A 20,539-nucleotide genomic window follows, 5' to 3' on the forward strand; every position below is an offset into this window, starting at 1 on the left:
TCTGGTCCGATCCTGTCTTACAGCTTCAGCTTGTCGATCATGTCCTGCGTGACCAGGCAGATGCCTTTTTCCGAGACGCGGAAGCGTTTGGCGTCGAGGACTGGGTCCTCGCCAACCACCAAGCCTTCCGGTATCCTTACACCGTGGTCGATAACGACGCGCTTCAACTTTGCGTTCCGGCCGACATGAACATCGGGCAGCATGACGACTTCTTCCAGCGTCGAATAGGAGTTGATGCGGGCGCCGGTGAAGATCAGGCTGCGCTTCAGCGAAGCACCCGAAACGATGCAATCGCCTGAGACCAGCGAGGACACGGCCGAACCACGGCGGCCATCCTCGTCATGCACGAACTTTGCCGGCGGCTTCAACTCGGCATAGGTCCAGATCGGCCAGTCGCGGTCGTAGAGGTCGAGTTCGGGGGTAATATCGGTCAAGTCGATATTGGCTTCCCAGTAAGCATCGACCGTGCCGACATCGCGCCAGTAGGCCTCGTTCTCGGCGGTCGAGCGTACGCAGGATTTGGTGAAGCGGTGCGCGATCGCCTTACCGTGCTCGACGATATAGGGGATGATGTCCTTGCCGAAATCGCGGCTTGAGCCCTGCTCGGCCGCATCGCGGCGCAGCTGGTCCATCAGGAACTTGGTCTTGAAGACATAGATGCCCATCGAGGCCAGCGCGAACTCCGGATTGTCGGGAATGCCGGGCGGATCGGCGGGCTTTTCGACGAAGGCGATGATGTTGTCCTTGCCGTCGACATGCATGACGCCGAAGCCCACCGCCTCCATGCGCGGCACTTCGAGGCAGCCGACGGTAACGTCGGCATTGGCGTCGACGTGCTGACGCAGCATCAGCTCGTAGTCCATCTTGTAGATGTGGTCGCCGGCCAGGATGACCATGTATTCGGGGCCATAGGCCTCGATGATGTCGATGTTCTGGTAGACGGCATCGGCGGTGCCTTCATACCACTGCGTTTCGGAGACACGCTGGCTGGCCGGCAGGATGTCAAAACTTTCGTTTCGCTCGGGGCGCAGGAAGTTCCAGCCGCGCTGCAGGTGGCGGATCAGCGAATGCGCCTTGTACTGGGTGGCGACACCGAGGCGGCGAATACCGGAGTTGAGCGCATTGGACAGCGCGAAATCGATGATGCGCGTCTTGCCGCCGAAATAGACCGCTGGCTTGGCGCGGCGGTCGGTCAACTCCTTGAGTCGGCTACCGCGGCCGCCGGCCAGCACATAGGCCATGGCATCACGCGCCAGCGGCTGGGTTCTCTTCAAGTCTGCCATTTTTACCCTCCCAAATTACCAGTCTGGAGCATCGCTCAGTCCGCAACGAGTTTGACGAACAAGGTCCGCAACGCGTCGACGGACCTAGTCCTCTACGAGTTCAAGCATGATCGTCGACAGCGGCGGCAAAAGCATCGTCGCCGAAATGCCTCCTCCTTCCGCCCTGGCTTCGACCACGCCGCCATTACCCTTGCCCGAACCACCATAGTCCGAAGCGTCGGTGTTGATGATTTCGCGCCATTTGCCGATCTTGGGCAGCGGCACGCGATAATTGTCGCGCGGCACCGGCGTGAAGTTGGAAATGACGGCGATCGGGTTGCCGTCGGGCGCGCTGCGCAGCCAGGCAAAGACCGAGTTTTCCTTGTCGTCGACGATCAGCCAGGAAAAGCCGTCCGGCTCGCAGTCGCGCGCATGCAGCGCCGGGCGCGAGCGGTAGAGATAGTTGAGGTCGCGCACCGTCTGCCAGACGCCGCGATGCGGGCGGAAATCGAGCAGGTTCCAGTCGAGCGCGCGCGCCTCGCTCCACTCGCGGCGCTGGGCGAATTCCTGGCCCATGAACAACAGCTTCTTGCCGGGATAGCCCCACATGAAGGCGTAAAAGGCGCGCAAAGTCGCAAACTTCTGCCAGTCGTCGCCGGCCATCTTGCCGAGCAGCGTGCCCTTGCCGTGCACGACCTCGTCATGGGACAGCGGCAGCACGAAATTCTCGGAGAAGGCGTAGGTCAGTCCGAAGGTCAGGTCGTTATGGTGGTGCTTGCGGAAGATCGGCTCCTTGGCGAAATACTCCAGCGTGTCGTGCATGAAGCCCATGTTCCACTTGAAGCCGAAGCCCAGTCCGCCCTCATGCACCGGCGCGGAGACCTTCGGCCATGAAGTCGATTCCTCGGCGATGGTCATCACGCCGGGATGGTGGCCGTAGAGCTCCTTGTTCATCTTCTGCAGGAAGGAGACCGCCTCGAGGTTCTCGCGGCCGCCCTTCTCGTTGGGGATCCATTCGCCGGCCTTGCGCGAGTAGTCGAGGTAAAGCATCGAGGCGACCGCATCGACGCGCAGACCGTCGACATGGTATTTCTCGGCCCAGAACAGCGCATTGTTGACGAGGAAGGACACCACCTCGCGGCGGCCGAAATTGTAGATCGCGGTGTTCCAGTCGGGGTGGAAACCCTTGCGCGGATCGGCATGCTCATAGAGCGCTGTGCCGTCAAAATTGGCCAGGCCATGCGCGTCGACCGGGAAATGCGCCGGCACCCAATCGAGGATGACGCCGACGCCGGCGCGGTGGGCGCCATCGACGAAACGGGCAAAGCCGTCTGGGTCGCCGAAGCGGGCCGAAGGGGCATAAAGCCCGGTTGTCTGATAACCCCAGGACGGGTCATAGGGATGTTCGGAGATCGGCAGGAATTCGATGTGGGTGAAGCCGGTTTCGACGGCATAGGGGATCAACTGGTCGGCAAGCTCGTCCCATGACAGGAAGCTGCCGTCATCGTGCTGCTGCCACGAACCGGCATGGACCTCGTAGATCGAGATGGCTTCACGCCTGGGATCAGCCTTGCGCCAGTAACTGCGATGCGCCTCGTCGCCCCATTCATGCGCCGGCGGCACCGCCGTCACCGAAGCGGTGGCCGGGCGCAGCTCGGATTTGAAGGCGAACGGATCGGCCTTGAGCGGCAGGCGCACGCCATCGGGGGCGATGATCTCGTATTTGTAGGGGTGGCCGGCGCCAATATCGGGAATGAACAGTTCCCAGATGCCGGTGTCGCGGCGGTCGCGCATTGTGTGCCGGCGGCCGTCCCATTCGTTGAAATCGCCGACCACCGAGACGCGCCGCGCATTGGGCGCCCAGACGGCAAAATGCACGCCGGAGGCGCCTTCATGGTCGATGAGATGGGCGCCGAGCTTGTCGAACAGCCTGAGGTGCGACCCTTGCGCGATGTAATAGTCGTCCATCGGGCCGAGCACCGGGCCGAAGGAATAGGGATCGGTCAACCACCAGTCGCCGCCGGCATTTTTGGCGTGATAGCGCAGCGGCTGGCGTTTGCCGATCGAAACCTTGCCCTCGAAGAAACCGGCATCGTCGCGGCATGAGAGTTCGCCGACCGCCTTGCCGGTCAACGTATAGGCGGTGACGAACTCGGCATTGGGCACGAAGCAGCGGGCGACAAAGCCCTTGCCGGCTTCATGCACGCCCAGGACTGAAAAAGGATCACCATGCGTGCCGGCAACAATCGCCGCGACATCGCCGGCTGGCGCCAGCCCGTCCGGCCCGCTTGTCGCAGCGGTCACGCGTGGTTTCCTCATCAGGTAGCGTCCCTCCCAGGGATCTATTTTGTTTTGTTCATGTCGTTATCCCAAAACCGCTACGCACTTTTGGGCGACATTCACGAGGCCACGTTGTTCGCGGCCTCATGCAATCATATCAGGCGGGCACGTTCCAGATTTCTTTCGCATATTGGCGGATTGTGCGATCGGAAGAGAACCAGCCGACGCGGGCGACGTTGCGGATGGCGCGTGCGTACCAGTCGGGACTGTTGCGCCAGACAGCGTCGACATCGCGCTGGGCGGCGGCATAGGCGTCGAAATCCGCCGCAACCATGAACCAGTCGGTGTTGTAGAGACCGTCGATCAGTTCGCGGTAGCGATCCGGCTGGTCGGGCGAGAACACGCCCGATGAGACGGCGGCGACAGCCTGCGCCAGTTCCGGCGACCCTTCGATGACAGCGCGCGGGTTGTAGCCATTGCTGCGCCGCTCGGCGACTTCGGCCGTGGTCAAGCCGAAGATGAAGATGTTGTCGTCGCCGACGCATTCCTTGATCTCGACATTGGCGCCGTCGAGCGTGCCGATGGTCAAGGCGCCGTTCAGCGCGAACTTCATGTTGCCGGTGCCCGACGCTTCCATGCCGGCGGTCGAGATCTGTTCGGACAGGTCGGCGGCCGGCATCAGCACCTCGGCCAGGCTGACATTGTAGTTCGGTACGAACACCACTTTCAGCAGGCCGCGCACCGACGGGTCGCTGTTGATGACCTTGGCGACGTCGTTGGCCAGTTTGATGATCAGCTTGGCGTTGTGGTAGCTGGGCGCCGCCTTGCCGCCGAAGAATTTGACGCGCGGCATCCAGTCCAGCTCGGGATGCGAGCGGATCTGGTCGTAGAGCGCAACGGCCTCCAGGATGTTGAGCAGCTGGCGCTTGTATTCGTGGATGCGCTTGACCTGGATGTCGAACAGCGCCGACGGATCGACCTTGATGCCGAGCCGGTCGGCGACCAGATTGGCGAGCTTGACCTTGTTGGAGCGCTTGACGGCGGCGAACTTGTCGCGGAAGGCAGCGTCGCCGGCAAAGGCGTCGAGCCCCTTGATGGCGTCGATATCGTCGAGGAAGCGGTCGCCGATCGCTTCACGGGTGAGCGCGGTGAGGCCTGGATTGCACTGGATCAGCCAGCGCCGCGGCGTGATGCCGTTGGTCTTGTTGTTGATGCGGTCGGGGTAGAGCTTGTGGAGATCGGCAAACACCGTCTCCTTCATCAGCTCGGTATGCAGCGCCGACACGCCATTGATCGAGTGCGAGCCGACAAAGGCGAGGTTGCCCATGCGCACGCGGCGGTCGCCGGCTTCCTGGATCAGCGAGATGCGGCTGATCTGCTCGCCCGAGAACTGGTTGGTGGCGCGTGCCTCGAGCAGCACCTGCGCATTGATGGCGTAGACGATCTGCATGTGGCGCGGCAAAAGCCGCTCGAACAGCGGCACCGGCCAGCTTTCCAGCGCCTCTGGCAGCAGCGTGTGGTTGGTATAGCCGAAGGTGCGCTTGGTGATGTCCCAGGCCTGGTCGAAATCCATGCCGTGGATGTCCATCAGCAGACGCAACAGCTCCGGCACGGCAATCGCCGGATGGGTGTCGTTGAGATGGATCGCCGCCTTGTCGGGCAGCGAGACGAGATCGCCATACTGGCTGAGATGGCGCTGAAGGATGTCCTGGAGCGAGGCCGTGGAGAAGAAGTATTCCTGGCGGAGCCTTAGCTCCTGCCCGGCCTTGTGGGAATCGGCGGGATAGAGCACGCGCGACAAGGCATCGGCCTTGTTGCTTTCGGCCAGCGCTCCGATGTGGTCGCCGGCGTTGAACTTGTCGAGCAGGATAGGATCGACCGGCATGCCCGACCACAGCCGCAGCGTGTTGACCCGGTTGGCGCGCCAGCCGACCACCGGCGTGTCGTAGGCGACGGCCTGGACATGTTCGGTCGGCTTCCACACGTGGCGTTCGAGCCGTCCATCCTTGGACGTAATCGATTCCACCGAACCGCCGAAGCCGACCTCGAAGGCGCGTTCGCGGCGTTCGAACTCCCAGGGGTTGCCGTGGTCGAGCCAGGTTTCGGGCAGTTCGACCTGCCAGCCATCATGAATTTCCTGGCGGAACATGCCGTTGGCGTAGCGGATGCCGTAGCCATGCGCGGGAATGTCGACGGTGGCCATGCTCTCCATGAAGCAGGCGGCGAGCCGGCCGAGACCGCCATTACCCAGCGCCGCATCCGGTTCGAGCCCGGCGATGAGGTCGAGGTCGACGCCCAGCGACTTCAGCGCCTCGCGCATATTGTCCATCAGGCCGAGATTGGAGAAGGCGTCGCGCATCAGCCGGCCGATGAGGAATTCGAGCGACAGATAGTAGACGCGCTTTTCCTGCTGGGCGTAGGCCTCCTGCGTCGCCTGCATCCAGTGATCGACGATGCGGTCGCGCACGACCTTGATCGAGGCGGTCAGCCAATCATATTGCGTGGCGACGTTGGTGCCCTTGCCGACCCTGTATTTGAGGGCCGACAGCACCTCGTCGGCGAGCGTCTTGGGATCGGGGATTTCGAGAACAGGAGCTTTGGCTGTCATTGTTCGCGTCATACTGCCTCTCGTGATCGTGCTGCGATCATACCGGCTTTCGCTGTCAGTCCCAGCCCATCCTAGTGCATCGCAACATACATTCAATCGATTTAGATCGGATAGCCGTCGGTTCCCCTGCGGCAATTTATCCGTGGCAAGGGATCAAGCTGCCAGTGCCGCCTCGGGCGGAACCTTGGCTCCAGTCATGAAAGCCACGGCATCCGACATCGTATATTGCTTGGGATCGATGACGCAGAGGCGACGTCCCAGCCGATGGATGTGGATACGGTCGGCCACTTCGAAGACATGCGGCATGTTGTGTGAGATCAGCACGATCGGCAGGCCGCGTTTCTTGACGTCGAGGATCAGTTCGAGCACGCGGCGGCTCTCTTTGACACCAAGTGCCGCGGTGGGCTCGTCCATGATCACCATCTTTGAGCCGAAGGCGGCGGCGCGCGCTACCGCAACGCCCTGGCGTTGGCCGCCTGACAGCGTTTCCACGGCCTGGCTGATGTTCTGGATGGTCATCAGCCCAAGCTCGGTGAGCTTGTCGCGGGCGCGCTTCTCCATCGCCGGGCGGTCGAGCATGCGCAGCCAGTCGCCGAGGAAGCCGGGTTTGCGGATCTCGCGACCGAGGAACATGTTGTCGGCGATGGACAGCGCCGGCGACAGCGCCAGGTTCTGGTAGACGGTCTCGATGCCGGCTTCACGAGCCTCCATCGGCGATTTGAAGGCGATCGTTTTCCCTTCGAGCCGGATCTCGCCGTCGTCGGGGGTCACCGCGCCGGAAATCGCCTTGATGAGCGACGACTTGCCGGCGCCGTTGTCGCCGATGACGGCCAGGATCTCGCCCGGGTACAGGTCGAAGTCGGCATTGTCGAGGGCGGTGACGCGGCCATAGCGCTTGACCAGACCGCGCGCGGTGAGGATGGGTTCTTGGGTCATCCCGAGATCTTTCTGATCCATTGGTCAATGCCGACCGCAACGATGATGAGCGCGCCAACGGACAATTGCGTCCATTGGGGGTCCGTGCCCCAGAGCCTCAGGCCGAGCGCAAACACGCCGACGATGAGGGCACCGAAGATCGTACCGAGGATGGAGCCGCGTCCGCCGAACAGCGAGGTGCCGCCGATCACCACGGCGGTGATCGAGTTGATGTTCTCAAACTGGCCGGCCTGTGGTGACACCGATCCGATGCGCCCGATCAGTGCCCAGCCGGCAATGGCGCAGATGATGCCCGTGAGCGTATAGACCGCGAGCAGCATCCGGTCGACCCGAACACCCGATAGTTCGGCCGCCTCCGGATCGTCACCTACTGCATAGACATGCCGTCCCCAGGCGGTGTGGTTGAGCACGTACCAGGCGATCGCCGCCATGATCAGCATCAAAAGCACGCCATAGGTGAAGACGGCGCCGCCGACCTTGAAGGAGCTGCCGAAGAACTGCAGCAGCGGCGCAGTCGTTTCGAGATCCTGGCTGCGGATGGTCTCGTTTCCGGAGTAGATAAAATTGATGGCCGCATAGATCGACCATGTGCCGAGCGTGACGATGAAAGGCGGCAACTTCACCCTGGCGATGAGGACGCCGTTGATAAAGCCGCACAGCGCTCCGACGAGAAGCCCGACGGCGACGGCGATCGGGGCCGGGACGCCGTAGTGCATGGCGAACTGACCCATTACGACCGAACTCAGCACCATGATTGCGCCTACGGACAGGTCGATGCCGGCTGTGAGCACCACGAGCGTCTGCGCGATGCCCACCATGCCGGTGATCGCCACCTGCTGCAGGATCAGTGTCAGCGTGAACGGAGAAAAGAAACGCCCGCCGACGACGACGGCGAACAGGATTACTGAGAGGAGCAGGATGATCAACGGCACCATGGCCGGACTTTTGTGCAGCCTGTGCTGGATGCTCTCCAGAGCGGTGCGGGAATGGGTGTCGAAAGAAGCGACGCTGGTGTCGCTAGCGGCTAGAGTCTTCTCAAATTCCTGCGGTCCACTGACTTTGGTCGTTTCAACGCTCAACACGGCCTCCCGCCTGATGCGCGAGGCGTTGAACCGCCCCGCGCAATTTTTCTTATCGTTGTTTTGAGACTGAGCCGATTATGCGCTCAAATCAACCCCAGCACTTGGCGAGACCTGCCTTGGTGTCGATGGACTCTACGCCGGCGGCCGGCTTGTCGGTGATCAGCGTCACGCCGGTGTTGTAGAAGTTCAGGCCCGGCGACGGCTCGGGCTTCTTGCCGCTGTCGGCGAAGGCCTTGATCGCCTCGATGCCAAGCGAGGCCATCAGCAGCGGATATTGCTGCGACGTGGCGCCGATCACACCCTCGGCAACATTCTTGACGCCGGGGCAGCCGCCGTCGACCGAGACGATCAGCACGTCCTTCTCCTTGCCGACTGCCTTCAGCGCCTGATAGGCGCCGGCGGCCGCCGGTTCATTAATGGTGTAGACCACGTTGATGTCCGGATCCTTCTGCAGGCAGTTCTCCATGGCGGTGTGGCCGCCATCTTCGTTGCCGCTCGACAGATCATGGCAGACATTGCGTGCATCCGTTTCGTCGCCGATTTTCTTGGGATCCCCAAGGTCGATGCCGAAGCCCTTCATGAAGCCCTGGTCGCGTTGCACGTCGACCGAGGGCTGGCTGGCAATCAGATCCATGTAGGCGATATGGGCGTCCTTGGCCTTGTCGCCCAGCGTCGCCTTTGCCCAGGAGCCGATAAGCTCGCCAGCCTTGAAATTGTCGGTGGCAAAAGTCGCATCGGCGGCGTCGGCAGGCTCAAGCTGCGTATCCAGAGCAATCACCAGCACTCCTGCGTCACGTGCCTTCTTCACCGCCGGCACGATAGCCGCCGTATCGGTCGCGGTGATCAGAATGCCCTTGGCGCCGTCGGCGATGCAGGATTCGATCGCCGCAACCTGGCCTTCATTGTCGCCTTCCGCCTTGCCTGCATAGGACTTGAGGTCGACGCCGATCTCTTTGGCTTTCGCCGTGGCGCCTTCCTTCATCTTGACGAAGAAGGGGTTGGTGTCTGTCTTGGTGATCAGGCAGGCGCCGACGCCGGCGGCAGATGCCGTAGAGGCAAAAGCCATCAGGCCGAGGCCCGCCGCGGCGAACACGGTGGACTTCAAAAATGCTTTGGTCACGATCTTCCTCCCATGGAACCATGCGGATGCCGCCAACCGGCATCTCGAGCGCATCCACCGAAGTTCTCCCAGTGTGGACGCGCCCTCAAAAGACACCAGTCCGCCGGGCCTGTCAATAATTAAATCACTCTTATTTATTATTGACAGCATTGCGCCGTTCACCCATTCTGCCGCAAAAGCAGTGAGAATAAACCAAGGGAAGGAACAAGGGTGGAGACCGGCATTGCGAGGCACGGTTCGCCCGAGGCGGCCGACAGCCGTCTCCACCGTGGCACCAACCAGAGCGGCATGCGCGACCATAATGAGCGGCTGGTGCTGTCGCTGGTGCGCCAGCATGGCAGCTTGGCCAAATCAGACATTGCGCGCATGACCGGGCTTTCGGCGCAGACCGTCTCGGTGATCATGCGCGAACTGGAGGAAGACAGCCTGCTGGTGCGCCAGGCGCCGTTGCGCGGCAAGATCGGCCAGCCTTCCATCCCGATGGCGCTCAACCCCGAAGGCGCATTCTTCATCGGCCTGAAAATCGGCCGCCGCAGCGCCGAACTGGTGCTGATCGATTTCCTTGGGCATGTGCGCTCGATGCTGCAGCATTCCTACCGATATCCGGCGCCGCGCGAGACGGTGGAGTTCGTCACATCGGGCATGAAGACGATGCGTGCCGAGCTGACACCGGCGCAGGACAAGCGCATTGCCGGGCTCGGCATCGCCATGCCGTTCGAACTGTGGAACTGGGCGGACACCGCCGGTGCGCCGCGCGACATCATGGACGAGTGGCGACATCGCGACATCCGCGCCGACATCCAGTCGCAATGCGAATTCCCAGTCTATCTGCAGAACGACGCGACGTCTGCCTGCGGCGCTGAACTGGTGTTCGGCCAGACCGGCGGCGTGCGCGACTTCGTCTATTTCTATATCGGCGCCTTTGCCGGCGGCGGCATCGTGCTCAACGGCCGGCTTTTTGGTGGACCAACCGGCAATGCCGGGGCGCTGGGCTCGATACCGGTGCCGGGGCCGGACGGCAAGCCGACGCAGCTCATCGACGTCGCCTCGATTGCCATGCTGGAAAAGGCGCTTAACGCACGCGGCGTCGAGGCTTCGCATCTGTGGACGTCGCCCGAGGATTGGGGCGAGATCGGCCACGAGCTCGACGACTGGATCGCCAATGCCGCTCAGGCGCTCGCCTACGCCATCGTTGCGGCGTCCTCGGTGATCGATTTCGAGGCCGCGGTGATCGATGGCTGGATGCCGCTCGCTGTCCGGCGGCGCCTCGTCGATGCAATCAAAGCGGCCATCGGTACGATCGACGGCGAAGGCCTGAAGCTGCCGGCGGTACGCGAAGGCACCGTCGGCATCCATGCGCGGGCACTGGGTGGCGCCAGCCTGCCGCTGTCCGAGCGCTTCCTCATCGGTTCGACCACGATTTCCAGGAGCACCTGAATGCTGATCGGTATTCCGTCGCTGCTCGGTCCGGAGCTTCTGGCGATCTTGCGCGCCATGGGCCATGGCGACGAGATCGCGCTGGTCGACGGCAACTACCCAGCCGAGGAGCAGGCAAACCGGCTGGTCCGCGCCGACGGCCATCATCTCATTCCAGTGCTCGACGCCATTTTGAGCGTGCTGCCGGTGGACGACTTCGTGCCGGAAGCGCTGTTTCGCGCCTCGGTCAGGGGTGATCCCTCAGTTGCCGATCCGGTCCACCATGAAATCGAGGCAATCTGCACCAGGCGCGCGCCGGGGCGCAAAGTGGTTGCGCTAGCCGGCGCCGACTTCTATGCACGCGTCCGGTCGGCCTATGCGATCGTCGCGACCAGCGAACCCCGGCTCTATGCCAACATCATCATCCGCAAGGGCGTGATCTATCCGCCGGAGAACAAGAAATCATGATCCTCTGCTGCGGCGAAGCCCTGATCGACATGCTGCCGCGCACGACGACGCAGGGCGAGCCGGCCTTCGCGCCCTATGTCGGTGGCGCGGTGTTCAACACGGCGATCGCGCTTGGCCGCCTCGGCGCACCAGCCGGCTTCTTTTCCGGCCTGTCGTCGGATCTGTTCGGCGGCCAGTTTCGCGAGGCGCTCGGCGCAAGCAAGGTCAGCTCGACCTACGCACACACCTCCCCTCGCCCAACGACGCTTGCCTTCGTGCGGCTCACCAACGGCCAGGCCACCTATACTTTCTATGACGAGAACACCGCCGGGCGCATGCTGACCACCGAAGACCTGCCGGAGCTGGGCGCAGAGATCGAGGCAATGCTGTTCGGCGCCATCAGCCTGATTTCGGACCCAGCGGGTGCTGCCTATGAGGAATTCATGAAGCGCGAGCACCAGCGCCGCGTCATGATGCTCGATCCCAACATCCGGCCGAATTTCATCCCCGACAAGGCAAAGCATCTTCGTCGCATCCGCTCGATGATGGCGATGGCCGACATCGTGAAGCTGTCGGACGAGGATCTGCACTGGTTTGGTGAGGCCGGCTCGCATGAGGACGTCATCCGCAACTGGCTGGATCGCGGCCCCAAGCTGATCGTCGTCACCCATGGCAGCGAGGGTGCTGTCGGCTACAGCCGCGAGCACAAGGTTACGGTGATGCCGCAGAAAGTGGAGGTGGTCGATACGGTCGGCGCCGGCGACACGTTCAACGCCGGCATTCTGGCCTCGCTCCACGAACAAGGCTTGCTCACCAAGGCTGACATCGGCGGCCTTTCCGAGGACGCCATCCGCCAGGCGCTGGCGCTTGGCGCCAAGGCGGCGGCGGTGACCGTGTCACGAGCCGGCGCCAACCCGCCCTGGCGGCATGAAATCGCCTGATCCACGCTTTATCCGGCCGCTAGCCGCCACGAGATCCGATCACTTTATGTTTCCGCGAGCCGGAAAGACGCAATAAGTTAGCCGCGTCGCGTCTTGAAAAGCCCGGATTTCCGGCATCTTGCTGCAGTGCGGCAAAAACCTGTGGTAACAGGCTGCGACACCTCGGCCACCGGCCGCCTGGCCTGGCCGGCTTTCTCGACCGGCCCAACTCTGGTACCAGCGGGCCGGTTAAGTTGTTGTTTCTGCGCGTGTCGTTGTCCCCGGGACCCGCGCGCATTACCGTTTTGAGGCCGACATGCAGTTCATCGATCTTGGCGCGCAGCGCGAACGTATCCGCGACCGGCTGAAGGCCGCGATCGACAATGTCGTCGAGGAAGGCCGCTACATCCTCGGGCCGCAGGTCACCGAATTCGAAAACAAGCTCGCCGCCTATATCGGCACCAAGCATGTCGTGGCTTGCGCCAACGGCACCGACGCGCTGCTTTTGCCGTTGTTTGCCGCCGGCATCGGCCCGGGCGACGCGGTGTTCGTGCCAAGCTTCACCTTCGCCGCGACGGCGGAAGTGGTGGCGTTGGCCAAGGCCGAACCGGTGTTCGTCGATGTCGACGCCGAGACCTACAACATCGACATTGCCAGCCTCGAGGCGGCGATTGCCATGATCAAGAAGGAAGGCCGGCTGAAGCCGAAGGCGATCATTCCGGTCGACCTGTTCGGGCTTGCCGCCGACTACGAGGCGATCATGGCGATTGCCAAGCGCGAAGGGCTGCTGGTGATCGAGGACGCGGCGCAATCGATCGGCGGCTCTGCCGACGGCAAGATGTGCGGCGCGTTCGGCCATGTTGGCTCGACCAGCTTCTATCCGGCGAAGCCGCTCGGCTGCTACGGCGATGGCGGCGCGATGTTCACCAATGACGACGCGCTGGCCGATCAGCTTCGTTCGTTTGCCTTCCACGGCAAGGGCGAAACCCAGTACGACAATGTCCGCGTCGGTATCAATTCACGCCTCGACACGATCCAGGCGGCGATCCTGATCGAAAAGCTCGCCATCCTCGAAGACGAGATGGTCGCCCGCCAGGCAGTGGCCAAGCGCTATGCCGAAGGTCTCGGCGACATCGTCAAGGCGTCGCGCAATCTGGGTGGCGGCCGCTCGGCCTGGGCGCAATATGCCATCGAGACGCCGAAGCGCGACGGCTTGCGGGCACATCTCACCGAAAAGAAGATCCCGTCGGTGATCTATTACGTGAAGCCGCTGCACGAGCAGGTCGCCTATCGCGACTATCGGCGCACGCCGACCGGCCTTACCGTGTCGGAGGAACTGCCGAAACGGATCCTGTGCCTGCCGATGCATCCCTACCTCAGCGAAGCCGACCAGGACCGCATCATCGAGACGATCCGCAACTATATCGGCTCGAACTCGGCGCATGTAGCAGCGGCTTAGAGGCGCCTTACGCCGCCTCCGCCGCCTTCCCACTCGCAATGAAATGCGGGTTGGCGAAATCCTCGTCGTCGCTCTGCTTGCGCTTGCCATAGGCCAGCGGCTCACCGTCCAGCGTGCGCGTCATGCCGCCGGCGGCGCGCAGCACGGCGTCACCGGCAGCCGTGTCCCACTCCATGGTGCGGCCGAAGCGCGGATAGATGTCGGCTTCGGCTGCGGCGAGCAGGCAGAATTTCAGCGATGAGCCGACCGAAACGATCTCGGCGGCGCCGAGGTCCCTGATGAAGGCTTCGGTCTCCGGTGTGTTGTGCGAGCGGCTGGCAACGACGGCCAGCGGCGTGACCGCCGTCCTGACCGAAATCCGCCGGCGGCCGACGATCCGGTAATTGTCGTCGACTTCGATTGCTTCCGCCCTGCCCGGCCGTCCCGAAAAGAAGCGCCCGCTGCAGGGCGCGAAGACGACGCCGATCTCCGGCACACCATGCCGGACAAGCGCGATGTTGACGGTGAAATCGGTCCTGCGGTTGACGAATTCCTTGGTGCCGTCGAGCGGATCGATCAGGAAAAAGGCGCCATCGAGATCGGGTGGCACGATGCCCGCAGCGACCTCTTCCTCGGCGACGCAGGGAATGTCGGGATAAGCCGCACGCAGGCCGGCAAGGATAATCGTCTCGCTCTCGCGGTCAGCTTCCGTCACCGGTGAGGAGTCGGATTTGCTGTCGACCGCGCAGCCCGCCCTGAAGACCCGCATCACCTCGCGCCCGGCTTCGAGCGCCAGGCGCTCGAACAGGCCAAGCATCACCTCGTCGTCAGATGCCGCCGCCGGCTTCGTATTGGTCTTCAGCAATGTCGCGCTCGTTCAGCCAGTGTTCCAGAGCCTCTACCATCTCCTCGGCCGTCTTGCCGAGTGTCTTAAGATGGATTTCCGGTTTTTCCGGGGCCTCATACGGTGAATCGACGCCGGTGAAGTTCTTGATCTCGCCATTCAGCGCCCGCGCGTAAAGGCCTTTTGGATCGCGCCTGGCGCATTCCTCGAACGGCGTATCGACGAACACCTCAACGAACTCGCCGTCGGCCATCAACTCGCGCGCCATGCGTCGTTCGGCGCTGAAGGGCGAGATGAAGGAGACGATGACGATCAGCCCGGCATCGGCCATCAGCTTGGCCACTTCGGCGACGCGGCGGATGTTTTCGACGCGGTCAGCATCGGTGAAGCCGAGATCGCGGTTGAGGCCGTGGCGGACATTGTCGCCATCGAGAATGTAGGTGTGGCGCCCGGAGGCGAATAGCTTCTTCTCCAGCAGGTTGGCGATGGTCGACTTGCCCGATCCGGAAAGGCCGGTGAACCAGAACACGGCCGGGCGCTGGCCCTTCAGGTCGGAGCGACCGCGCTTGCCGACATCGAGCGACTGCCAGTGGATGTTTTCGGCGCGGCGCAACGTATGCAGGATCATGCCGGTGCCGACCGTGGCGTTGGTGATGCGGTCGATCAGGATGAAAGCGCCGGTGGTGCGGTTGTCGGCGAAGGTGTCAAAAGCGATCGGCGCGCGGGTCGAGATGTTGCAGATGCCGACTTCGTTCATGTCGAGCGACTTCGCCGCCTCGCGGGCGAAATCGTTGACGTTGACGCGGTATTTCAGGTCGGTGACGGTTGCGCTGGTCTGGTCGGTCTCGGTGCGGAGAATGTAGGAGCGGCCCGGCAACAGCGCTGCCTCGTCAAACCACACGATGTTGGCGGCGAACTGGTCGGCGACCTGCGGCCGTGCCGCTGGCGACACCAGCATGTTGCCTCTGGAGACCTCGACCTCGTCATCGAGCACAAGCGTGATGGCCTGGCCGGCGACGGCCTGGGCGAGATCGCCGCCGTGCGCGACGATGCGCTTAACCCGCGAGGCCTTGCCGGATTTGGCGACGACCACCTCGTCGCCCTGCGCGACCTGGCCGGACGCGATGGTGCCGGCAAAACCGCGGAAGTCGAGATTGGGCCGGTTGACATACTGCACCGGAAACCGGAACGGCAGTTCGACCGCCGCCTCGTCGACCGACACGGTCTCGAGATGCTCGATCAGCGACGGGCCGGAATACCACGCCGTCTTGTCCGAGCGGCTGGTGACATTGTCGCCATAGCGGGCCGACATCGGGATCGGCACGATCGTCTGGAAGCCGAGCTCGTGCGAGAATTGCCGGTAATCCTCGACAATGCGGTCGAACACCGCCTGGTCGAAACCGACGAGGTCGATCTTGTTGACGGCAAGTACGATGTGGCGAATGCCGAGCAGCGAGGCGATGATCGAGTGGCGCCGGGTCTGGCGCAGCACGCCCTGGCGCGCATCGATCAGCACGATGGCAAGATCGGCGGTCGAGGCGCCGGTCGCCATGTTGCGCGTATATTGCTCATGGCCGGGCGTGTCGGCGACGATGAACTTGCGCTTGGGCGTGGCAAAGAAGCGATAGGCGACGTCGATGGTGATGCCCTGCTCGCGCTCGGCCTCGAGGCCGTCGACCAGCAACGCGAAGTCGATGTCGTCGCCGGTGGTGCCGTGCTTGCGCGAATCGCGCTCGAGTGCGGCGAGCTGATCCTCGAATATCTGCTTGGTGTCGGACAGAAGGCGGCCGATCAGCGTCGACTTGCCGTCGTCGACCGAGCCGCAGGTGAGGAAGCGCAGAAGCGACTTCTTCTCTTGCGCCGCCATGTATTCGCGGATGCCGTCGGTGGGGGCGAGGCTCTTGGCCAGGATGTGGCGCATGCTCAGAAATACCCCTCGCGCTTCTTTTTTTCCATGGAGCCGGCTTCATCGCGGTCGATGAGGCGCCCCTGGCGCTCGGAGGTGCGCGCCGTCAGCATCTCGCCGACAATGGCTTCGAGCGTGTCGGCGTCGGATTCAATGGCGCCGGTCAGCGGGTAACAGCCGAGCGTGCGGAAGCGCACCAGGCGGTTCTCCACCGTCTCGCCGGGGCGCAATTGCATGCGATCGTCATCCTTCATGATCAGCATGCCGTCACGTTCGACCACCGGCCGCTCCTTGGCGAAATAGAGCGGCACAATCGGGATGTTTTCCTGCAAAATGTATTGCCAGATGTCGAGCTCGGTCCAGTTCGACAGCGGAAAGACGCGGATCGATTCACCCGGCGCGATGCGGGTGTTGAAGATCTTCCACATTTCCGGCCGCTGGTTCTTCGGGTCCCAGACATGCTGGGCGTTGCGGAAGGAAAAGATGCGCTCCTTGGCGCGCGACTTCTCCTCGTCGCGCCGCGCTCCGCCGAAGGCGGCGTCGAAACCGTACTTGTCGAGCGCCTGGCGCAGCGCCACCGTCTTCATCACATGGGTGTGGGTGTTGGAGCCGTGGTCGAAGGGGTTGATGCCGTCGCGCACGCCGTCTTCATTGACGTGGACCAGCAGGTCAAAACCGAGCTTCTGCGCCATCTGGTCGCGAAAGGTGATCATCTCGCGGAACTTCCAGGTGGTGTCGACATGCAGGAAGGGAAAAGGCGGCTTGGCCGGGTAAAAGGCCTTCATCGCCAGATGCATCAGCACGGAGGAATCCTTGCCGACGGAATAGAGCATCACCGGCTTGGAGAAGGAGGCAGCAACCTCACGGAAGATGTGGATGGATTCGGCCTCGAGCCGCTGCAAATGCGTAAGTGCAATGTTCATGGACTGTGAGCGTTCTCTCGTGCCATCCAGACCTTGCATCAGATGGATCGGGCGTCCTTCTCAGCCACCCGGTTCAAGCTTCTCTGCTGGACATTATTTGGTTCGTGCCGGCGTTTTAGCAGATCGCCATCTGATATAACAATGCTGGAAAGGCCGGTAGCAGCGTCGATCGGGAACGAATTTTCCACGCAAAACGCAAAATCTGGAAATTCCTGCTCAGCGGATCGATACCCCTGAAAGGCCGGGGAAAATATTGCCTGCACCGAGAGAAATGGCGGACCGACCTCGCCGCACTATCGAAAACCGGGCCCAATCGCTATACCGGCTGCTGAACCCGCGCCACGTGGCATGCCGCAAAATGCCGCCGCCAAACACCATCCGTCGCGCAGCGACCCAGCGCATTGTGAACCAGAGCATTGACCCCGATTTCCACGATCAAGCAGCACGTCTCGCCCGCACGGATCAACATCACCTTCTCCATCCTCTGCTTCTTTTGCCCGCCTGTGCTGGGATCGGCGGTCAGCTTCGTGTTCAATGGCGGTGGCCTGTGGTCGGTGTTTCTGCTTGCGCTGAAAAGACGGCGTTTCAACATCGACCGGCCGATGGTCGCCATGACGGTGGCGATCTATGCCTATTGCGCAGCCTGCGTACTCGCCTCCATCGTCAACAATTCGATCGCCAGGGATGCGCCGCATCTGGCAGGGCTGATCACCTTCCTGTTTTTCCCTGTCTCATACGCGACCTGGAGCATTACCGAGAAAACCACGCTGACGCGCATCGTCGTGCTGGCGAGCGCTGCCGCTTGTTTTGGCGCCCTGCTGCTGGCGATCGTGCAATATTACTGGCTGGGCATGCGAGCCGAAGGCGGCGCCGGCAACGCAATCGTGTTTGCGACCGTTGCCTGTCTCAGCGTGATGATGTGCCTGGCAGGCGCCCTGTCGGGCATCGAAAAGAACAAGGCCTTGCTGGCCTGCGCGGCGCTGGCCGGTGCGGTCGCCATCCTCTATTCGGGGTCGCGGATCATCTGGCTGGCGATGCTGGTGGCCGGCATCGCCGTCCTGCTGATCAACCGTCGCAAGCTCAACAACAGAAACGCCATTCGCCTTTTGCTGATTGCAGGCGCGACCGGCATCGTCATCGCTGTCGTCGGCCTCCCCATCATTTCCGAGCGCGCGGCCTTCCTGTTCAGCGACTGGAATGCGCTCGCCACGAAGGGTGACCACACAACCGCGCTCGGCTTGCGCGCAGCACTTTGGCAGATTGGGCTGAGCGCCTTCCACGACATGCCGATTTTCGGTCACGGCATTGCTGCAAGCCGCGAGCTGATAAAGGATGGATTCCACAATCAGTTCAACATGCCGTCCACGGGCTTCAGCCATTTCCACAACGGCTTCCTGACCGCATTGGTGGAGGCCGGGCTGCTTGGAGCCGTAACGCTCGCGGCTGTGTTCGTCGTTGCCGCAAGAAATGCTGCCATCGTGCTGCGCACCAGCACCGACACGAGCGAGCGGTTCGGCGCCACGATGATTGTCGTTACGGTGATCACCTATCTCATCGGCGGCCTGACCGGCATCCTGGTCGGCCACGACATCCTCGATGCCACACTGATGGTGTTCCTGGTGTCCGGGACCTATCTTGCATCGGGCCGCCAACAGGCGTTGCCGGAACCGACCTCGACGCCGCAGGCAAGCCAGCGATGAAAGTGCTGGTCACAGGCGCGACGGGTTTCATCGGCAGGCAGGTCGTCAACCAGCTTGGCGAAGCCGGGTTCGAAGTACGCTTGGCATCGCGTCGCCCACAACAGCTCGATCCCGCGAGCGATGCGGTCCTGTTACCGGCCTTCAATGCGCCGGCCCAGGCATTCCAGGCGCTGATGCGAGACGTCACCCATGTCGTCCACTGTGCAGCGCTCAACAACGACCGCAAGGCCAGCGAGGCCGACTTCCTTTCCGCCAACGCGACACTGACCGCACAGCTGGCGCGCGCGGCCGCCTGGCGGTCAAGCGGGCGCTTCATCTATCTGTCGTCGATCCGCGCGGTGGCCGGTCCCGGTTTCAGCGGAACGATCAGCGAGGCGACACCCCCTGCCCCGCAATGCGCCTATGGACGCTCGAAACGCGAAGGCGAGATCAGGACACTGGAAGCCTATGCGTCCAGGCCAACCGACGCCACGGCGCTGCGCCTGCCGCCGGTCTATGGCGAAGGCATGAAGGGAAACCTGGCGACGCTGATGCGCATGGGCGGCATGCCTATGAGCCTGTCGCTGCCGGCGGCGGTCTTCAGCGGCGTACGATCGCTGATGTCATGCGAGACGGCAGCGCGGACCGCGGTGTATCTGTTGAGGCGTCCGCAGCCGCTTCGCCCCGTCTACGTCGCCTGCGACCTCCCACCCCTCCCGGTCTCAGCGATCATCAAGGCCTTCCGGGACGGTTATGGCTACTCGTTGCGGCTGTCTGCGGTGCCTGCCGGCATGATGCGCGCAGTGCTGACCATGCTTGGCAAACGCAAGGCATGGGACGCGATGACAGCGACGCAAATATGCGATCCGTCCCTGCTGGTGTCCGAAGGCTGGGCGCCGCGGACGGATACACTCGAACAGCTGACCGAACTCGCGCGCCGCTACAAATCAGGCGCTGCTCAGCGATAGAAGATCGTGCCTATGAGAATGCGGATATCGAGGCCGACCGAGGCCGCTTTGAGATATTCGGCATCGGTTTCGGCGCAGAGATTCGGATCCGACATGTCGATGCCTTTCATCTGCGCCAGCCCGGTAATGCCCGGAAGCGCAGCAAGCACACCCAATTGCCTGCGGCGTTCGATCAAGTCGGTCTGCGTGGGTAGGCACGGTCGCGGGCCGACCAGGCTCATCTCGCCCACCAGCACATTCCACAGCTGCGGCAGTTCGTCGATCTTGAATTTTCGCAGCACCGCGCCGGCGGCAGTGACGGAGTTTGCCGGCGCCTGATGCGAGGGCAGAGACGGCGTTCCCACAACCATCGTCCGCAGCTTGTGGCAGGCAAATAGCACGCCATTCTGGCCGACCCGAGTTTGCGAAAACAATGCGGGTCCAGGCGACGTCATCCTGATTGCCAGCATGGCAAGCAGGACGAAAGGCGACGCCAGCGGCAAGAGAACCGCCGCCACGACGAGGTCGAAGGCGCGCTTCGGTCCTTTCACGGCCATGCCGGCATGCTCCCAGGTTCAGACAACAATGCCGGCCAACGCCGGAGGCAAAATGACGGTCGGGTAGTACGCGGCCATCCGCCCACAAGGCAAGCACGACACGTTGGCCTCGATCAGATTTGCCTCATGCTGCCGATATCGCACCATCGGCCGCGGATCATGGCGGATCCAATC

General features: G+C 62.7%; 16 protein-coding genes. 6 read left to right on the forward strand and 10 right to left on the reverse strand.

What is annotated here, in order from left to right:
- Positions 1 to 17: 17 nt before the first annotated feature.
- The 6 genes from glgC to AC1D1B_RS09765 all read right to left on the reverse strand — a co-directional run bounded on the left by glgC (position 18) and on the right by AC1D1B_RS09765 (position 9,273).
- Positions 18 to 1,283: a glucose-1-phosphate adenylyltransferase gene (glgC, locus tag AC1D1B_RS09740; protein WP_477331532.1), complete on the reverse strand. Its 1,266-nt coding sequence runs from the start codon at positions 1,281 to 1,283 to the stop codon at positions 18 to 20.
- Between the two features lie 84 nt (positions 1,284 to 1,367).
- Positions 1,368 to 3,581: a 1,4-alpha-glucan branching protein GlgB gene (glgB, locus tag AC1D1B_RS09745; RefSeq protein ID WP_477331534.1), complete on the reverse strand. Its 2,214-nt coding sequence runs from the start codon at positions 3,579 to 3,581 to the stop codon at positions 1,368 to 1,370.
- Positions 3,582 to 3,699: 118 nt separating this feature from the next.
- Entirely contained in the window at positions 3,700 to 6,162 is a 2,463-nt protein-coding gene (locus AC1D1B_RS09750) for a glycogen/starch/alpha-glucan phosphorylase (protein WP_477331536.1), read from the reverse strand.
- Between the two features lie 141 nt (positions 6,163 to 6,303).
- Entirely contained in the window at positions 6,304 to 7,086 is a 783-nt protein-coding gene (locus AC1D1B_RS09755) for an ATP-binding cassette domain-containing protein (protein ID WP_477331538.1), read from the reverse strand.
- Positions 7,083 to 8,165 (reverse strand): ABC transporter permease, encoded by a 1,083-nt coding sequence (locus AC1D1B_RS09760; protein WP_477331540.1) that lies wholly within the window; start codon positions 8,163 to 8,165, stop codon positions 7,083 to 7,085. Before AC1D1B_RS09760 ends, AC1D1B_RS09755 begins: the two co-directional genes overlap by 4 nt.
- A 91-nt stretch (positions 8,166 to 8,256) precedes the next feature.
- On the reverse strand, positions 8,257 to 9,273 hold the full coding sequence (locus tag AC1D1B_RS09765) for a substrate-binding domain-containing protein (RefSeq protein WP_477332113.1): 1,017 nt from the start codon (positions 9,271 to 9,273) through the stop codon (positions 8,257 to 8,259).
- A 225-nt stretch (positions 9,274 to 9,498) separates the two neighbouring features.
- On the opposite strand from AC1D1B_RS09765, the gene AC1D1B_RS09770 reads away from it, so the two are divergent.
- From AC1D1B_RS09770 to AC1D1B_RS09785, 4 genes are all read left to right on the forward strand, one after another.
- Positions 9,499 to 10,725 (forward strand): ROK family transcriptional regulator, encoded by a 1,227-nt coding sequence (locus AC1D1B_RS09770; protein ID WP_477331542.1) that lies wholly within the window; start codon positions 9,499 to 9,501, stop codon positions 10,723 to 10,725.
- Entirely contained in the window at positions 10,726 to 11,172 is a 447-nt protein-coding gene (locus AC1D1B_RS09775; protein ID WP_477331544.1) for an RbsD/FucU family protein, read from the forward strand.
- Positions 11,169 to 12,092: a carbohydrate kinase family protein gene (locus AC1D1B_RS09780; RefSeq protein WP_181058258.1), complete on the forward strand. Its 924-nt coding sequence runs from the start codon at positions 11,169 to 11,171 to the stop codon at positions 12,090 to 12,092. Before AC1D1B_RS09775 ends, AC1D1B_RS09780 begins: the two co-directional genes overlap by 4 nt.
- A 295-nt stretch (positions 12,093 to 12,387) precedes the next feature.
- On the forward strand, positions 12,388 to 13,530 hold the full coding sequence (locus AC1D1B_RS09785; protein WP_477331547.1) for a DegT/DnrJ/EryC1/StrS family aminotransferase: 1,143 nt from the start codon (positions 12,388 to 12,390) through the stop codon (positions 13,528 to 13,530).
- A 7-nt stretch (positions 13,531 to 13,537) separates the two neighbouring features.
- On the opposite strand, the gene cysQ is transcribed toward AC1D1B_RS09785, so the two are convergent.
- Genes cysQ through cysD form a run of 3 tightly spaced genes read right to left on the reverse strand, consistent with a single transcriptional unit; the run spans position 13,538 to position 17,182 of the window.
- Complete coding sequence (gene cysQ, locus AC1D1B_RS09790) at positions 13,538 to 14,326, reverse strand: 3'(2'),5'-bisphosphate nucleotidase CysQ (RefSeq protein WP_477332115.1); 789 nt, start codon at positions 14,324 to 14,326, stop codon at positions 13,538 to 13,540.
- Positions 14,327 to 14,336: 10 nt separating this feature from the next.
- The gene (gene cysN / locus AC1D1B_RS09795) at positions 14,337 to 16,274 is read right to left on the reverse strand and encodes a sulfate adenylyltransferase subunit CysN (protein ID WP_477331548.1); all 1,938 of its coding nucleotides are present in this window, start codon (positions 16,272 to 16,274) and stop codon (positions 14,337 to 14,339) included.
- 2 nt (positions 16,275 to 16,276) lie between these two features.
- Positions 16,277 to 17,182, reverse strand: coding sequence for a sulfate adenylyltransferase subunit CysD (gene cysD / locus AC1D1B_RS09800; RefSeq protein WP_477331550.1), 906 nt, complete (start codon positions 17,180 to 17,182; stop codon positions 16,277 to 16,279).
- 416 nt (positions 17,183 to 17,598) lie between these two features.
- Between cysD and AC1D1B_RS09805 the strand changes: the two genes are divergently transcribed.
- Both AC1D1B_RS09805 and AC1D1B_RS09810 read left to right on the forward strand, forming a co-directional pair.
- On the forward strand, positions 17,599 to 18,882 hold the full coding sequence (locus AC1D1B_RS09805) for an O-antigen ligase family protein (protein WP_477331552.1): 1,284 nt from the start codon (positions 17,599 to 17,601) through the stop codon (positions 18,880 to 18,882).
- The gene (locus AC1D1B_RS09810; RefSeq protein ID WP_477331554.1) at positions 18,879 to 19,829 is read left to right on the forward strand and encodes an NAD-dependent epimerase/dehydratase family protein; all 951 of its coding nucleotides are present in this window, start codon (positions 18,879 to 18,881) and stop codon (positions 19,827 to 19,829) included. Before AC1D1B_RS09805 ends, AC1D1B_RS09810 begins: the two co-directional genes overlap by 4 nt.
- On the opposite strand, the gene AC1D1B_RS09815 is transcribed toward AC1D1B_RS09810, so the two are convergent.
- Positions 19,820 to 20,365, reverse strand: a complete 546-nt coding sequence (locus AC1D1B_RS09815; RefSeq protein WP_477331556.1) for a sugar transferase — start codon at positions 20,363 to 20,365, stop codon at positions 19,820 to 19,822. The two genes, AC1D1B_RS09810 and AC1D1B_RS09815, sit on opposite strands and share 10 nt — an antisense overlap.
- Positions 20,366 to 20,539: the final 174 nt, after the last annotated feature.

Source organism: Mesorhizobium sp. P2_C5_2 (genome assembly GCF_056404535.1).

Excerpts from the sequence above, each read along its gene's own strand:
- AC1D1B_RS09750 (WP_477331536.1), bottom strand. The coding sequence starts at position 6,162 with ATGACGCGAACAATGACAGCCAAAGCTCCTGTTCTCGAAATCCCCGAT.
- AC1D1B_RS09815 (WP_477331556.1), bottom strand. The coding sequence starts at position 20,365 with ATGGCCGTGAAAGGACCGAAGCGCGCCTTCGACCTCGTCGTGGCGGCG.
- glgB (WP_477331534.1), bottom strand. The coding sequence starts at position 3,581 with ATGAGGAAACCACGCGTGACCGCTGCGACAAGCGGGCCGGACGGGCTG.
- AC1D1B_RS09785 (WP_477331547.1), top strand. The coding sequence starts at position 12,388 with ATGCAGTTCATCGATCTTGGCGCGCAGCGCGAACGTATCCGCGACCGG.
- AC1D1B_RS09775 (WP_477331544.1), top strand. The coding sequence starts at position 10,726 with ATGCTGATCGGTATTCCGTCGCTGCTCGGTCCGGAGCTTCTGGCGATC.
- AC1D1B_RS09755 (WP_477331538.1), bottom strand. The coding sequence starts at position 7,086 with ATGACCCAAGAACCCATCCTCACCGCGCGCGGTCTGGTCAAGCGCTAT.
- AC1D1B_RS09810 (WP_477331554.1), top strand. The coding sequence starts at position 18,879 with ATGAAAGTGCTGGTCACAGGCGCGACGGGTTTCATCGGCAGGCAGGTC.
- cysD (WP_477331550.1), bottom strand. The coding sequence starts at position 17,182 with ATGAACATTGCACTTACGCATTTGCAGCGGCTCGAGGCCGAATCCATC.
- cysQ (WP_477332115.1), bottom strand. The coding sequence starts at position 14,326 with ATGCTTGGCCTGTTCGAGCGCCTGGCGCTCGAAGCCGGGCGCGAGGTG.
- cysN (WP_477331548.1), bottom strand. The coding sequence starts at position 16,274 with ATGCGCCACATCCTGGCCAAGAGCCTCGCCCCCACCGACGGCATCCGC.
- glgC (WP_477331532.1), bottom strand. The coding sequence starts at position 1,283 with ATGGCAGACTTGAAGAGAACCCAGCCGCTGGCGCGTGATGCCATGGCC.
- AC1D1B_RS09780 (WP_181058258.1), top strand. The coding sequence starts at position 11,169 with ATGATCCTCTGCTGCGGCGAAGCCCTGATCGACATGCTGCCGCGCACG.